Below are 15,024 nucleotides of genomic sequence, written 5' to 3' on the forward strand. Positions count from 1 at the left end.
GCCCGTTTCCGTTGCGACGCCGGTTACTGCGCGAGCGACGCCATGTCGACCACGAACCGGTACTTCACGTCGCTCTTGAGCATCCGTTCGTACGCGGCATTGATCTGCTGCATCGGGATGACCTCGATGTCCGACGTGATCCCATGCTGCGCGCAGAAATCGAGCATCTCCTGCGTTTCGGCGATCCCGCCGATCAGCGAGCCCGCGAGACGGCGGCGCTTGAAGATCAGGTTGAACACCTGCGGCGACGGATGGTCGTGCTCGGGCGCGCCGACGAGCGTCATCGTGCCGTCGCGCTTCAGCAGGTTCAGGAACGGGTTCAGGTCGTGCTGCGCGGCGACCGTGTTGAGGATGAAGTCGAAGCTGTTCAGGTGCGCGTTCATCTGCGCTTCGTCCTTCGAGACCACCACTTCGTGCGCGCCGAGCCGCTTGCCGTCTTCGATCTTCGACGGCGACGTCGTGAACAGCACGACGTGCGCGCCCATCGCGCGGGCGAGCTTCACGCCCATGTGGCCGAGGCCGCCCAGGCCGACGATCCCGACCTTCTTGCCGGGGCCGGCGTTCCACTGGCGCAGCGGCGAATAGGTCGTGATCCCCGCGCACAGCAGCGGCGCGGCGCCGGCCGGATCGAGCGACTCGGGCACGCGCAGCACGAACGCCTCGTCGACGACGATCCGCGTCGAATAGCCGCCGTACGTGACCTCGCCCGTCACGCGGTCCTGGCCGTTGTAGGTGCCGACGAAGCCGTTCTCGCAATACTGCTCGAGGCCTTCCGCGCAACTCGGGCAGGTGCGGCACGAATCGACGAGACAGCCGACGCCGACCAGCTCGCCGACCTTGAAGCGCGAGACCTGCGGGCCGGTCGCGCTGACGCGGCCGACGATTTCATGGCCCGGCACGACCGGGTAGATCGTGTTGCGCCACTCGTTGCGGGCCTGATGAAGGTCCGAGTGGCAGACGCCGCAGTACAGCACCTCGATCTGCACGTCGAGGTCGCGCAGCGCGCGGCGCTGGAGTTCGAAAGGGGCGAGCGGCGAGCGCGCGTCGGTCGCCGCGTAAGCGTAGGTTGTGCTCATGCAATGGGCTCCTGATCCGGAAATCCGGCAAAACGGGCTGCCGCCGCGTCATGTGGCGGCGCGGCGAGACAGGCTCCCATCCTAAGGAGCGCGCCGCGCCGGCGAAATACACGAAGGTCTGGAAGATTTGCCTATTCCTCTCGAATTTGGCGCGGGCGGCCGCCGGGACGCTTTCCCGGTGCTACATTGCGAGCCTGATTCTCTTGCCGGACAGGACGACGCCGATGAGCTTCCAGCCCCTTTTCGACGACTCGGGCGAGCGCGTTCGGCGCCGCATGATCGAGCTGCATGCGCGCCTCGCGCCGCACGAAGGCGACACGCTCGCGGCGCTCGACGGCGTGCGCTTCATTCGCGTGAGCCGGCCCGTGCCGCGCATGCCGGTGTTGTACGAGCCGAGCATCGTGGTCGTGTGCCAGGGCCGCAAGCTCGGCTATCTCGGCGACCGCTCGTTCGTCTACGACGCGCAGCAGTATCTGGTGCTGTCGGTGCCACTGCCGTTCGAATGCGAGACTTTCGCGAGCCCGGACGAGCCGTTTCTCGCGATCTCGATCCGCATCGATCTGGCCGTGATCGCCGAACTGGCGATCCTGCTCGACGAGACGCTCGGCGCGGCGGCGAGCGAGCCGCATGGCGTGTATTCGACCTCGCTCGACGCGCCGCTCGCCGACGCGGTGCTGCGGCTGCTCGAAGCGCTCGCGTCGCCGCACGACACGCGCGTGCTCGGGCCGGCCATCATGCGCGAGATCGCGTATCGCGTGCTGACCGGCGCGCAGGGCGACGCGATTCGCGCGGCGCTGGTCCAGCAGCATCATTTCGGACGCGTCGCGAAGGCGCTGCGGCGCATTCACGCAGACCTGAAAGCCGATCTCAACGTCGACACGCTCGCGCGCGAGGCCGGCATGAGCGTCGCGGTGTTCCACGCGCAGTTCAAGCACGTGACGGCGACTTCCCCGATGCAGTACGTGAAGGCCGCGCGCCTGCACCAGGCGCGGCTGATGATGATCCAGGACGGTTTGGGGGCAGGCGCCGCCGCCGCGCGGGTCGGCTATGCGAGCGCGTCGCAGTTCAGCCGCGAGTTCAAGCGGCTGTTCGGCCGCAGCCCCGGCGACGAGGTGCGCTCGATGCGCGACAGCGGCAGCCGGCCGGTCGAGTCGGAACTCGACGCGTAGCGCGCGGCCGGCCCGACGGATCAGCCGCCGCCGCCGCCGCTGGCGCTCAGCGCCGCGCGACCTTGCGCCGCTGCGCGCTGATGCCCGCGTAGTCGGGCAGCGCGTCGACGCGTGTGCCGATCGCCTTCGCATACAGCGGCATCAGGTCGGGCAAGCGGTTCAGCAGGTCCTGCCGGCGCGCGGCGCTGTACGGGTGCAGGTAGATGAAGCCCGACGTGCGGTTCGCGCGGGTCGCCGCGGCGAGCTTGTCCCACAGCGTGATCGCCGCGCGCGGATCGAAGCCCGCGCGGGCGGCGATGTCGCCGCCGATCACGTCGGCTTCGGTTTCGTCGGTCGGGTCGTAGCGCAGCGTCTGCAGACGCGCGCCCAGGTTCAGCGCCTGCGGCAGCGGATCGCCGACGCCGAACAGCGGCGGCAGCGTGGCCGCGCGCAGCGACGTCTGCGTCGTCGCGCCGAAATTGCTGCGCGCATGTTCGCGCAGCGCATGCGCGATGCCGTGCGCGAGCAGCACGCCGAGCTCGTCGTCGTTCAGCCGGATGCGATCGAGCAGCCCGCCGTACACCAGCACCTTGCCGCCCGGCAGGCACATGACGCGAATCTCGCGCGAGCGGATCGCGTTGACGTCCCATTGCCAGCTCTTCACGCGATCGTTCCACTTCACCGAATACGGCGCGAGCTTGTCGACGATCGCGCGCAGGCGCTTCACGCCCGGCTGCGTCGCGGGCAGCAGGCGGTTGCCGTCGGCGGCGGTCTGGACGATCTGCGCGTATTCGCTCGCGGTGAGTTGCTCGAGCAGCGGCGACGGAATCAGCGTGCGGAACGCGATCGCGTTGCCGTAGCGCACCTGCTGCGCCGCCGGTGTGTAGGCTTTCGCATGTGCGGCCGCGCCGCTCGGCTGTGCGGCTTCCGCGCCGGACGGTGCGACCGGCGGCGCGGCGGCGGACACGGCCGCGGGCGTCGTGGCGGGTGGGGGGCTGGCCGATGGCGCGCTGGCGTCGGCAGCATGGGCGCTGCCAGCGCCGCCCAACAGCACGAGGCCGGCGCTCAGTGCGGCGGCGACCCGATGCCGACGCTCACTGCGCACGGCTCGCCTCGCCGTTGCGCGCGACGCCGTTCCACGGCGCGATCTTGAACAGCAGCAGCATGCCGGGAATCGCGAGCGCGGTGCAGACGAGGAAGTAGTCGAACCAGCCGATCTTCGCGACGATGAAGCCGCTCGCGGCCGACGCGAGCGTGCGCGGCACCGATGCGAGGCTCGTGAACAGCGCGAACTGCGTGGCCGTGTAGCGCGGATCGGTCGTGCTGGCGATGTAGGCGACGAACGCGGCCATCGTCAGGCCGGTCGCGAAGGTCTCGACGCCGTAGACGATCGCGAGCGCGACCGTCATCGGGCTGAATTGCGGCGTGGCCGCGATGCCGAACGTCGACAGCGCCGCGGCGATCGCGTGGCTCGTGGACAGCGTGACGTCGTACAGCGCCGCGAGCACCGGCGAGCCGGGGCCGAGCTGCGCGAGCCATGCGAAGCCGAGCGTCGACACCATCTGCAGCGCGCCGAAGATCCACAGCCCGCGGCCGATGCCGATCTTCACGAGCCAGACGCCGCCGACGATGCCGCCGGCGACGCTCGCGACCAGCGCGGTGGTTTTCGCGACGATGCCGATCTCGGTGCGCGTGAAGCCGATGTCGAGGAAGAACGACGTCGACAGCGTGGTGGCCATCGTGTCGCCGATCTTGAACAGGAAGATGAACGCGATGACGAGCAGCGCGCCGGACCAGCCGTCGCGCTGGATGAATTCGCGAAACGGCAGCACGATCGCGTCGCGCAGATTGCGCGGCGGCGTGCCGGCCACTTCGGGCTCGCGCACGACCAGCGTCATCAGGATGCCCGGCAGCATGAACGCGCCGGTGATCGCGAACACCGCATCCCACGGCAGGTGGTCGGACAGGATCAGTGCAAGCGAGCCGGGGATCAGCGCGGCGAGCTTGTATGCGTTCACGTGCACCGCGTTGCCGAGGCCCTGTTCGGTGTCGCGCAGCAGCTCGCGGCGATACGCGTCGATCACGATGTCGGCGCTCGCGCCGAAGAATGCGACGAGTGTCGTGAGCGCCGCGACCGTCCAGATCGAGTCGCGCGGCGACACCAAGCCGAGCGTGGCGATCGCGCCGGCGACCAGCAGCTGCGTGAGCAGCAGCCAGCCGCGCCGGCGGCCCGGCCGCCAGCCGGGCAGGCGCGGCACGTAGCGATCCATCAGCGGCGCCCACAGGAACTTCCACGTATAGGGGAACTGGATCAGCGCGAACAGGCCGATCTCCTTCAGGTTCACGCCCTCGGAGCGCAGCCATGCCTGCACGAGGTAGACGAGCGTGAAGAGCGGCAGCCCGGACGTGAAGCCGAGGAACACGCAGATCAGCATGTGCGTGTTCAGATAGGCGCGCCAGCCGGGATGATCCTCGTGAGCGGTAAGGGCGGGCGCCTCGTGTGGCGTTTTCGACATGGACTGGGACTGGGTAGCGTTGACTGATTGCGGCCGCGGCGCAGGCGGCGCGGGCGGTGCAGAACGGACGGCCGCTCGCGCGGGCGGGCCGGAGCGTCCGTCGACGGCCCGCCGCTCAGCTGCGCTTCACGCGGTAGACAGCAAGACTACCACGCCAGTTCGCTCCCCACCGAATCAGCTGGCCTTCGTGCAGCACGATGCGATCGAGGATCGTCACGCCGACTTCCGGCGCGAGCGCCTCGAAGTCCTTGATCGTCAGCACCCGCACGTTCGGCGTGTTGTGCCATTGGTAAGGCAGCGATTTCGACACCGGCATCCGGCCGCGCAGCACCGACAGCCGATGCGCCCAGTAGCCGAAGTTCGGGAACGACACGATGCATTCGCGCCCGACGCGCGCGGTCTCGCGCAGGATTGCGGCCGTCTGGTGAATCGTCTGCAGCGTCTGCGACAGGATCGCGATGTCGAAGCTGTGATCCTCGAACAGGCGCAGGCCGTCTTCCAGATTCTGCTGGATCACGTTGATGCCGTTCTTCGTGCTCGCGAGCACGCCGGCGTCGTTCAGCTCGATCCCGTAGCCGGTGACGTCCAGTTCTTCCATCAGCAGCGACAGCAGCGAGCCGTCGCCGCAGCCGAGATCGAGCACCGTCGCGCGCGGCTCGACCCAGCGCGCGATCGCACGGAAGTCCGCGCGTGCGGACAGGGAATTCAGCGCTTGCTGGTTCATGCTCCCACCTCGTTGGCGATGCGTTCGTAATACGCGCGGATCAGGTTGTGATAGCGCGCGTCGTCGAGCAGGAACGCGTCGTGGCCGTGCGGCGCGTCGATTTCCGCGTAGCTGACGGTGCGCTTGTTGTCGAGCAGCGCCTTCACGATCTCGCGCGAACGCGCGGGCGCGAAACGCCAGTCGGTCGAGAAGCTCGCGATCAGGTATTTCGCCTGCGTGTGCGCGAGCGCGGCGGTCAGGTTGCCGTCGAACGCCTTGGCCGGATCGAAGTAGTCGAGCGCGCGCGTGATCAGCAGGTAGGTGTTCGCGTCGAAATAATCGGCGAACTTGTCGCCCTGGTAGCGCAGATACGACTCGACCTCGAACTCGACGTCGAAGCTGAAGTTGTAGGCATCGAGCGCGCCGTCCGCGCGGCGCAGCGCACGGCCGAATTTCTCGGCCATGTCGTCGTCGGACAGATAGGTAATGTGGCCGATCATCCGCGCGACGCGCAGCCCGCGCTTCGGTTTCACGCCGTGCGCGTAGTAGTTGCCGCCGTGGAAGTCGGGATCGGACAGGATCGCCGAGCGCGCCACTTCGTTGAACGCGATGTTCTGCGCGGACAGCTTCGGCGTCGATGCGATGTCGATGCAATGCGCGACGCGATCGGGATACATCAGGCTCCACGCGAGCGCCTGCATCCCGCCGAGGCTGCCGCCCATCACGGCGGCGAAGCGGTCGATGCCGAACGCGTCGGCGACGCGCGCCTGCGCATGCACCCAGTCCTCGACGGTCACCACCGGGAAGCGCGCGCCGTAGGGCTGGCCGGTCGACGGATCGTCGCTCATCGGGCCGGTCGAGCCGAAGCACGAGCCGAGGTTGTTCACGCCGATCACGAAGAAGCGGTTGGTGTCGAGCGGCTTGCCCGGGCCGACCATGTTGTCCCACCAGCCGGTGCTGCGCGGATCGTCCGCGTAGATGCCGGCGACGTGGTGCGACGCGTTGAGCGCGTGACAGACGAGCACCGCGTTCGAACGCGCGGCGTTGAGCTCGCCGTAGGTCTCGACGACGAGCTGATAGTTGCCGATCACGCTGCCGCTTTGCAAGCGCAGCGGTTCGGCGAAGTGCATGGTCTGTGGAGCGACGATGCCGATCGATTCCATTCGTTCCGCCTTATGACTGGGGCGGCTAAACGGTGTCGGCGATGCGCGGAGGCGAAATTGCGCGGCTGACGACCTCTTTAGCCGCATTTGTAGTGAACCGCCGGGTCGCTCGTACTTCGCGCCCCGGCCGGTTCGCGCGCCCGCAATCGAGTCAGCAAATCGGCGCGCTTCCGACCTGCCGCCAGTGGCGGCAGTCGGCAGAGTATAGCGGAATTCGCCGGCCCACGGATTTCGTGGGCCGCTGGGCGCCGGCTCGGCTCACCAGCGATATTTTGCCGACAGTTGCCCGCGAACCAGCGCGTAGTCGGACAGATTGCCTTCGACGCCGACACTCGCCGAGACCGAGAAGCGCCGGCTCAACTGGCCGGTCGCGCCGATCCGGAGCGCCGCCCGATCGCGCGGGACGTTGAATGAGAACGCATTGCCGTCGAGCGTCAACGCACGCGAGCCGGGGCCGTGCCACCAGTTCGCCTCGAAGAACGGCCGCAGCTCGCGTCCTGCGGCGATCGCGGTGACGCCGTGCACGCGCACGCCGACGCGGGTCAGCAGGTCGGTCGAGCGTTGGCCGTCGATGCGGCCGCCGGGCGTCGCATGTGCGTCCGCGCCGTAGTCCGAGACGACGAACTGCACTTCGGGCTCGACGAAGAAGCGCGAGTCGCCGCGCTCGTAGAACGGCAGCGAATAGCCGGCTTCGAGCGAGCCCGTGACGGTGCGCGACCGGTACGAATCGGCGGCGAGGCTGCCGCCGACGCTGTTCGCATAGGCGCCGTACATGAACCACGCATCGGCGTACGGGCCGGACAGGATGTCGCGGCTGCCGTACCACGTGCCGTACACGCCGACGTTGTAGCCGGACACGCTGCCGCGCGCGGTCGCGTCCATCGTCCGGCGCTCGAGGGCGTTCCACAGCGGGCGCGTCGACCAGTTCGTCTGGCTGCCGTACATGCCCATCGCGCCGATGCGGACGCTGCCGCCGCGACCGTCGTCGAAGCGCAGCAGGTCGGCGCCCGCGTGCAGCAGGCGGCCGTTGCCCGACACGCTGCGGCCGCCGCCCGACATCGAGGTCATCTGGCCTTCGGCGCGCAGCCACACTGCGCCGTCGAGCGGGCCGGCGGCTGCGGTGCGCAGCGAGCGATCGTCGCGCTGATGCAGCGTGTGGACCGCCATCCACGACGCCGCATCCGCATTCGCGAGATAGGCGTCGGGCTCCGGAGCGGTCGAGTGCGCAGGTGGTACGGCTTCGGGTTCGATCGGCGCGGCGGGGGGCACCGGGGCCGGCGGTTGCGATGGTGGCGGCGGTTGCTGCGGCTCGGGTTCCGGCTGCGCTTGGGGCTGCGCCGCGGATACGAGATACCAGTCGTCGGTCCGGCCACCGCGGCCGCCGCGCTCGAGCATGTAGTCGTAGCCGCCAGCGGACAACGTGCCGAAGCCTGCGCGGTAGCCGTCCGATCCTGCATCGAGCGTGAATGCCGACACGTCGGTGGTGCCGCCGTTGCGCGTTTCGACGATCGGGATGCCGACGGTCGTTTGCGCACCGGTGCCGCCCGCGCGCTTGACGACGATGCCGGTGTCGCCCGCTGCATGGCCGCCGTCGATCACGAGGCGGTCGGTCGGAGATGCGTCGTCCTGCAGCGTCGTATGGATCACCAGCTTGCCGTTGTGCGCCGCGTAGTCGCCCGTCACGACGAGCGTACGCGGTGTCGCCAATGCGCGGGCGGTCGGCTCTGCGAACGCGATCGTCGAGTCGTTCAGCGCGACGGAGCCGACCGACGAATCCGCGGTGACGGTCCAGCGGCTGTCCGAGTCGAGCGACAGCGTGCGCACCGCATCGGTCGCGCCGGTCCACGTGGACGCGTTCGACAGCGCGACGTCCGTCAATGCCGGCGTCGGGCTGCCGTCGTCGGCCGGATGGTTCACGATGTCGCCGTACGCATGCGAGCCGGTGTCGAGCGTCAGCCGCACGGGCGCATCGTATTGCGCATGGACGGCCAGCAGCGTGCCGTCGCCGCCGGTCGCGCGCGCGCCGTTGCGCAGCGCGATGCTGCCGCCGGCCGCGTCGAGCGCGCCGTATCGGTCGCTGACGAGCGAGCCGCCATCGACGTTCAGCGCGCCGCCGTAGACGCTGGCCGCATAAGCGCCGTCGCCGCGCGTGCGTGCGTCGCTGCGCAACAGGTCGATTCGGCCGCCGGTGCTGGCGTGGAGCGCGACGGCGCCGTCGCCGTACGTGTCGACGCTCATGTCGGTGGCGGTGACGACGGAGCCGCTGTCGGACGACATCGCACCGGGCGAGCCTGCGCCGCGCGTGTCGATGCCGCCGCGCGTCATCGCGATCTTGCCGCCGCGCCGCGCAATCGCGCCGGCCGCGCGCGCGCCGGTGGTCGTCACGCGCGTATCGGTCGCGTCGATGACGGGCGTGTCGGCGTATTCCTTCGATGCGTACAGCCCGTGCGCGCTGGTGCCTTCCGTGATCACGCGCGTGCGTGCGAGTGCGACGTCGCCCGCGCGCATATCGACGCCGAGCGAGCCTACGCCGCTGGCGTGCAGATACGAGTCGCTGAACGCGACCGTGGACGTGCTCGGCAGGAACAGCACCGGCGCGTAGTTGCCGTCCGTCCGGATCTCGGTGCGATCGAGCGTCGCGTGTGCGCCGTCGTAGCTGATCGACAGGCCGGAGGCGTACAGGCCGCTGGTCCGGATCGACGTAGTGGCGACATCGATCGTGCCGCCCGGCGTCCCGATCACGTTGATGCCGGCGCTTTCCTTGCCGCGCGTGACGATTGCGCTGTCCGCGATGCGGAACTCGCCGTTCGCGCCGTAGAGGTATGCACCGTGCGCGTAGTCGCCGTCGGTATCGATCGACACGCGTTCCGCCGACGCGCTCGCGCCGCCGCGCACGTCGATGCCGACGCTGTTGCCGCCGCGCGTGCGGATTTCCGTATCGCGCAGTTCCACGCGCGAGCCCGCTCCCGATGCGGCGGCGCCGGCGGCGACGGGGCCCGTCGAAAACGCGCGGGTTTTGGCCGTCGTCGTCAGATGTCCGCCGTTGATCGCGGACAGCACCGCGCGGCCGACCTGGGTCGTCGAATAGTCGCCCGGCGCGACCTCGAGCGCGACGCCGTTGGCCTGCTGCGGGCCGCCGGCGATTTGCGCACTGGACGCCCACGGCATCACGGCACCGGCGATCAGCGCCGAATGGGCGAGACGGCGGCCGGTGCGGGTTCGAGAAAGTGGAAAGCTGCGATGGTTCACCCGTTCACCTCTGTTTGGTAACGGGCTAAAAGTAGTTAGTATGGGAGAGATTGGAAATTGGACGAGTTCGAATTTTGCCGCGCTGACGGGCAAAAGGGGCGAGGTTGGCCATTCGGTGGGTGGAGCGACCGGGGCGTTCGACGTGCTGCGTGCGTCGAACCGTCGATAGCCGTCGATGGCCGGCGACGATGCCGGTGAGCGGCTCCGCATCGCGCAGGTTCGAGCGGATGCGCCGCACGAGATGCGGCGCATCGATCCGTCTATCGCCGGCGCGCGCCGGCATTGCCTACTGCAGAATCAGCCGCAGTTGCGCATCCGCATATTCGGTCGGCGATTTGCCGAAGCCGCTTTTCGCGTAGCGATGCCAGCGGCCGAGCACGTAGCTGACGATCAGGCTCGCGCGCATCGTCGGGTCGTAATCGCCCGGCAGCGGCGTCGTCACGGCCGATCCGCCGTCCGCGCCCGCGCCCGCGCCCGCGTCGGCGCGTGCCAGCCGCAGCGATTGCCTGAGCGACGCTTCGACTCGTTCGAGCATCTGCTCGACGCGCTCGGCCAGCCGCCCGTCTTCGCCGACCAGCGCTTCGCCGGTCAGCACGCGCGTCATTCCGGGGTTCTTCACCGCGAAATTGAGCAGCATCATCGCGATCGCGCGCGCCTGCAGCACGCCGTCGGGCTCTTTAGCGGAGATCTGATTGACGAGGCCGAAGAAGGTCGTCTCGATGAACTCGATCAGTCCTTCGTACATCTTCGCCTTGCTGGAGAAATGCCGGTACAGCGCGGCTTCCGACACGTCGAGGCGGGCGGCCAGCGCGGCCGTCGTGATTTTCTCCGGCTTCGGCGCCTCGAGCATCGCGGCGAGCGTCTGCAGGATCATCACGCGCCGCTCGCCCGGCTTCGGGCGCGGGCGGGACGGCGTGGCCTGGTGTTCCGTTACGGCAGGGTCCTGCGGATAAGTCGGCTGCATTTCTGTCGCCCCGATCGTGTGCCCAGTCGCAGCGATTTTAACGAACGAATGCGCTGGTCGACATAATGCGGACGGCCGGTGCTCGGCAGATGGCCGGGCAGGTGGCCGGTGATCCATACGGTACCGACGCCGAGGCGCTTGTAGCGCTTCAGATGGCTGCGCGTGTCTTCGACGAGGATCGCGTCGGCCAGCCGCGCATGCGCGGCCCGCATGGTCCGGCGCAGCATCGTGTGGTCGGGCTTCGCGCGCCACGCGCGGCGGTCGCGCATGTGCTCGATCGCGATCACGCGCTCGAACAGCCGCTCGATGCGCAGCGCGCGCAGCACCGCGCGCGCGTAGTTTTCCGGCGCGTTGGTCAGCACGAACTTGCGGCCCGGCAGCGCGGCGACGAGGCGTGCGAGGCCGCGCTCGGCGCGCAGCATCGCCGGCAGATCGGCAAACGTGTGGACGACCTTCAGGAAGTCGTGCGGGTCGATCGGATGATGGCGCGTGAGGCCGAGCAGCGCGGCGCCGTAGCGCTGCGTGTAGCCGGTGCGCAGGCGGTCGGCCTCGGCGCGCTCGACGTTCAGCGTGTCGATGATGTACTGCGTCATCGCGCGGTTGATCTCCGGGAAGATCGCATGCGATGCGTGGTGCAGCGTGTTGTCGAGGTCGAACAGCCAGACGGGCGCGCCGGCTTGCGGCCGGCTACGGGAGACGCGCCGGCGTCGCAGCGACGCCGGCAGTTCGACAGCGGGGGGCGGGCGGCGCGCGCTCAATGCGAGCGGATCATCGTGCCGAACGGCTGGTCGGTCAGGATTTCGAGCAGCACCGAGTGCTCGATGCGGCCGTCGACGATGTGCACCGACTTCACGCCGCTCTTCGCCGCGTCGAGCGCCGACGAAATCTTCGGCAGCATGCCGCCCGAGATCGTGCCGTCTTCGAACAGCGCGTCGATCTCGCGCGCCGACAGGTCGGTCAGCAGGTTGCCGTCCTTGTCCATCACGCCGGGAATGTTGGTCATCATCAGCAGCTTCTCGGCGTTCAGCACCGTGGCCAGCTTGCCGGCGACGAGGTCGGCGTTGATGTTGTACGACAGGCCGTCTTCGCCGAAGCCGATCGGCGAGATCACCGGAATGAACGCGTCGTCCTGCAGCGCCTTCACGACCGCCGGGTTGATCGCCTCGACTTCGCCGACCTGGCCGATGTCGATGTACTGGCCCGGATTGTCGCGGTCCGGCATCAGCAGCTTGCGCGCGTGGATCAGGCCGCCGTCCTTGCCCGTCAGGCCCACCGCATGGCCGCCGAAGTGGTTGATCAGCATCACGATGTCCTGCTGCACTTCGCCGCCCAGCACCCATTCGACGACTTCCATCGTCTCTTCGTCGGTCACGCGCATGCCCTGGATGAAGGTGCCGGCCTTGCCGATCTTCTTCAGCGCATGATCGATCTGCGGGCCGCCGCCGTGGACGATCACCGGATTGATGCCGACCAGTTTCAGCAGGATCACGTCGCGCGCGAAGCCTTGCTTGAGCCGCTCTTCCGTCATCGCGTTGCCGCCGTATTTGATCACCACGGTCTTGCCGTGGTAGCGGCGGATGTACGGCAGCGCTTCGGCAAGGATTTCTGCCTTCAGCGTGGGGGCGATCTGCGAGAGGTCGATGGGCTCGGACATGGCGGCAGCTCTGGCTGGGAACGGTTGAAACAGGCCGAATTGTACAGGAGTGGCGCAGCGCAGCATCGGGTTTTTGGGCCGGCCGGACGGCCGATGAAACGCGCCGGGCGGCCCGCCGGCCATGGCGCCGCGCATGGCCGGGGCGATCCGCGCGCGGTGTCGCGCGACGCATCCGGCACGATGCGCCGCGCACGTTGGCCGGGTGGCCGACGTGCAAAATCCGGGCGCCGCGCTATGCTTGTCCGGTAGGGCGACGTTCGTGCCCGCTTCTGCGCTCCGCCGATGACCGATACTGCCGCCGACGCCCGTTCGACCCCGCACCGCGCGCGCTGCCCGCAGTGCGGGCGCAGCTTCGACTGCGGCGCCGGCACGCAGCCGTTCGAGTGCTGGTGCACGGCGATGCCGGCCGTGCCGGGCGCCGCGCCACCGGCGGCCGGTGCGCAGTGCCGCTGCCCCGAGTGCCTCGCCGACGAGATCGCGAAGCGCGTCGCCGGTGCGGCCGGATGAGCGGGGGAGCGCGGTCGCGGCCCGTCGGGCAGCGCGGGCGCCGGCGCCGATCCGGCCCCTGGTGGAGCCGCCGCCCGCTAAACGGGTAAACTGCTCGGATGCAAAGAATCACCACCACCGGGCGCGTCAACCTCAGTCACCTGTTCTGGCTGCGCAATCTGGCGATCATCGGCCAGCTCGTGACGATCGGCGTCGTTCAGACCTATTTCGGCGTGCATCTGCCGTTGCCGGCGATGCTGATGGTCATCGCGCTCGAGATCGTCTTCAATGCGCTGACGTGGCTGCGCGTGCTGCGCGCGCGGCCCGAGACCAATTTCGAGCTGCTCGGCCAGCTATGGGTCGATCTCGGCGCGCTGTCGGCGCTGCTGTTCCTGTCTGGCGGCACGACCAATCCGTTCGTGTCGCTGTATCTGCCATCGCTGGCGATCGCGGCGGCCGTGCTGCCGTGGACGCTGATGGTCTGGCTCGCGGCGTTCGCGGTCGCGTGCTACGCGGCGCTCGGCTTCGACTCGGTGCCGCTGAACATGGACAACCCGGCGAACCTGTTCGACTACTACCGCACCGGGATGTGGGTGAACTTCATGGTGAGCGTCGGGCTGATCGCGTGGTTCGTCGCCCGGATGTCGAACGCGCTGCGCCAGCGCGACGCGGCGCTCGGCGAAGCGCAGACGCACCTGCTGCGCGACGAGCGCGCGGTCGCGCTCGGCGTGCAGGCCGCCACCGTCGCGCACGAGATGGGCACGCCGCTGTCGACCATCGCGATGCTGACCGAGGAGCTGCGCGACGCGGCGCGTGCCGACCCGGGGCTCGCGCGCTACGAGGCCGACCTGAAGGTGCTGGAAGAACAGATGACGCTCTGCACGTCGGCGCTCGCGCGGCTGCGCAGTCGGGCGAGCGCGCCGGCGAGCCGTCAGCCGGTCGACGACTGGCTCGACACGTTCGTCGAGCACTGGCGCCTGCGGCATCCGCACGTGCAGTTCGAGCTGCTCGGCGCGCGCCCGTCGGGCGTCGCGCTCGACGACACGGTCGCGGCCGGCCAGATCCTGACGATCCTGCTCGACAACGCGGCGCGGGCGAGCCCGCAGCGCGTGACGCTGGCCGCGAAGCTCACGCATCACGACCGCGTGGCCGACCAGATCGAATTCGAAGTATGCGACGATGGCCCCGGCATTCCGGCCGCGTTGCGCGAATCGCTCGGCTCGATGCCGGTCGACAGCACGCAAGGCGGCCACGGCGTCGGCCTGTATCTCGCGTTCAGCGCGGCGGCGCGTCTGGGCGGCGACATCGAGCTGTCCGACGTCACGCCGCGCGCCGCGGGCAACGGTCGCGCGGGCGGCGCCCATCCGCAGGCCGCTGCCGCGGCGGGCCAGCGCCCCGACGAGCGCGCGCTCGAACGCATGGCGGCGGCCGGCCGCGGCACGCGTGCCGTGCTGCGGCTGCCGGTCGCGCGCATCACGGCGCCGGCCGCCTCAAACCAACACGTAGACGGAGAAACGACATGAGCGAGAACAATTTCCTGGTGATCGACGACAACGAGGTGTTCGCGGGCACGCTCGCGCGCGGTCTCGAACGACGCGGCTATGCGGTCCAGCAGGCGCACGACAAGGACACGGCGCTGCGGCTCGCGGCCGGCGGCAAGTTCCAGTTCATCACCGTCGATCTGCATCTGGGCGAAGATTCGGGCCTGAGCCTGATCGCGCCGCTGTGCGACCTGCAACCCGACGCGCGAATCCTCGTGCTGACCGGCTACGCGAGCATCGCGACCGCCGTGCAGGCCGTGAAGGAGGGCGCCGACAACTATCTGGCGAAACCCGCGAACGTCGAGTCGATCCTCGCCGCGCTGCAGACCAACGCGAGCGAAGTGCAGGCCGACGAGGCGCTGGAGAATCCGGTCGTGCTGTCGGTCGACCGGCTCGAATGGGAGCACATCCAGCGCGTGCTCGCGGAGAACAACAACAACATCTCGGCCACCGCGCGCGCGCTGAACATGCATCGCCGCACGCTGCAGCGCAAGCTCGCGAAGAAGCCGGTGCGGCAGTAAGCC

The 15,024-nt window shown here is 69.1% G+C and carries 13 protein-coding genes; 4 read left to right on the forward strand and 9 right to left on the reverse strand.

What is annotated here, in order from left to right:
- Nucleotides 1-23: 23 nt before the first annotated feature.
- Nucleotides 24-1,076 carry an NAD(P)-dependent alcohol dehydrogenase gene (locus MBR110_RS02490; RefSeq protein WP_011886340.1) on the reverse strand — a complete coding sequence of 351 codons (1,053 nt, stop codon included), beginning with the start codon at nucleotides 1,074-1,076 and terminating at the stop codon, nucleotides 24-26.
- Nucleotides 1,077-1,300: 224 nt separating this feature from the next.
- Here MBR110_RS02490 and MBR110_RS02495 point away from each other — a divergent pair, with 224 nt between their 5' ends.
- Nucleotides 1,301-2,245, forward strand: coding sequence for an AraC family transcriptional regulator (locus tag MBR110_RS02495; RefSeq protein WP_181709154.1), 945 nt, complete (start codon nucleotides 1,301-1,303; stop codon nucleotides 2,243-2,245).
- A 46-nt stretch (nucleotides 2,246-2,291) separates the two neighbouring features.
- Here the strand turns inward: MBR110_RS02495 and MBR110_RS02500 are convergent, their stop codons facing one another.
- From MBR110_RS02500 to argB, 8 genes are all read right to left on the reverse strand, one after another.
- Entirely contained in the window at nucleotides 2,292-3,329 is a 1,038-nt protein-coding gene (locus tag MBR110_RS02500) for a M48 family metallopeptidase (protein ID WP_011886338.1), read from the reverse strand.
- Nucleotides 3,319-4,740, reverse strand: a complete 1,422-nt coding sequence (locus tag MBR110_RS02505) for an AmpG family muropeptide MFS transporter (RefSeq protein WP_059558744.1) — start codon at nucleotides 4,738-4,740, stop codon at nucleotides 3,319-3,321. The genes MBR110_RS02500 and MBR110_RS02505 overlap by 11 nt, the downstream gene beginning before the upstream one ends.
- A gap of 115 nt (nucleotides 4,741-4,855) precedes the next feature.
- Nucleotides 4,856-5,464, reverse strand: coding sequence for a methionine biosynthesis protein MetW (gene metW / locus MBR110_RS02510; RefSeq protein ID WP_011886336.1), 609 nt, complete (start codon nucleotides 5,462-5,464; stop codon nucleotides 4,856-4,858).
- Nucleotides 5,461-6,606: a homoserine O-succinyltransferase MetX gene (gene metX / locus MBR110_RS02515; protein ID WP_011886335.1), complete on the reverse strand. Its 1,146-nt coding sequence runs from the start codon at nucleotides 6,604-6,606 to the stop codon at nucleotides 5,461-5,463. The genes metW and metX overlap by 4 nt, the downstream gene beginning before the upstream one ends.
- Nucleotides 6,607-6,864: 258 nt before the next feature.
- Nucleotides 6,865-9,855, reverse strand: coding sequence for an autotransporter family protein (locus MBR110_RS02520; protein WP_181709247.1), 2,991 nt, complete (start codon nucleotides 9,853-9,855; stop codon nucleotides 6,865-6,867).
- Nucleotides 9,856-10,141: 286 nt separating this feature from the next.
- A complete protein-coding gene (slmA, locus tag MBR110_RS02525) occupies nucleotides 10,142-10,819 on the reverse strand; it encodes a nucleoid occlusion factor SlmA (RefSeq protein WP_043291572.1) in 678 nt (225 codons plus the stop codon).
- Entirely contained in the window at nucleotides 10,786-11,577 is a 792-nt protein-coding gene (locus MBR110_RS02530; protein ID WP_011886332.1) for a pyrimidine 5'-nucleotidase, read from the reverse strand. Before MBR110_RS02530 ends, slmA begins: the two co-directional genes overlap by 34 nt.
- On the reverse strand, nucleotides 11,574-12,473 hold the full coding sequence (gene argB, locus MBR110_RS02535; protein ID WP_011886331.1) for an acetylglutamate kinase: 900 nt from the start codon (nucleotides 12,471-12,473) through the stop codon (nucleotides 11,574-11,576). The genes MBR110_RS02530 and argB overlap by 4 nt, the downstream gene beginning before the upstream one ends.
- A 282-nt stretch (nucleotides 12,474-12,755) precedes the next feature.
- Here argB and MBR110_RS02540 point away from each other — a divergent pair, with 282 nt between their 5' ends.
- The 3 genes from MBR110_RS02540 (at nucleotide 12,756) to MBR110_RS02550 (ending at nucleotide 15,021) form a co-directional block, all read left to right on the forward strand.
- Entirely contained in the window at nucleotides 12,756-12,980 is a 225-nt protein-coding gene (locus tag MBR110_RS02540) for a cysteine-rich CWC family protein (RefSeq protein WP_011886330.1), read from the forward strand.
- Between the two features lie 98 nt (nucleotides 12,981-13,078).
- Complete coding sequence (locus MBR110_RS02545) at nucleotides 13,079-14,482, forward strand: ATP-binding protein (protein ID WP_011886329.1); 1,404 nt, start codon at nucleotides 13,079-13,081, stop codon at nucleotides 14,480-14,482.
- Nucleotides 14,479-15,021, forward strand: coding sequence for a response regulator transcription factor (locus MBR110_RS02550; protein WP_011886328.1), 543 nt, complete (start codon nucleotides 14,479-14,481; stop codon nucleotides 15,019-15,021). Before MBR110_RS02545 ends, MBR110_RS02550 begins: the two co-directional genes overlap by 4 nt.
- The last annotated feature ends 3 nt before the right edge of the window (nucleotides 15,022-15,024 follow it).

It is taken from the genome of Burkholderia sp. MBR-1 (genome assembly GCF_013822785.1).
In the GTDB taxonomy this organism is placed as follows: Bacteria; Pseudomonadota; Gammaproteobacteria; order Burkholderiales; family Burkholderiaceae; genus Burkholderia; species Burkholderia vietnamiensis.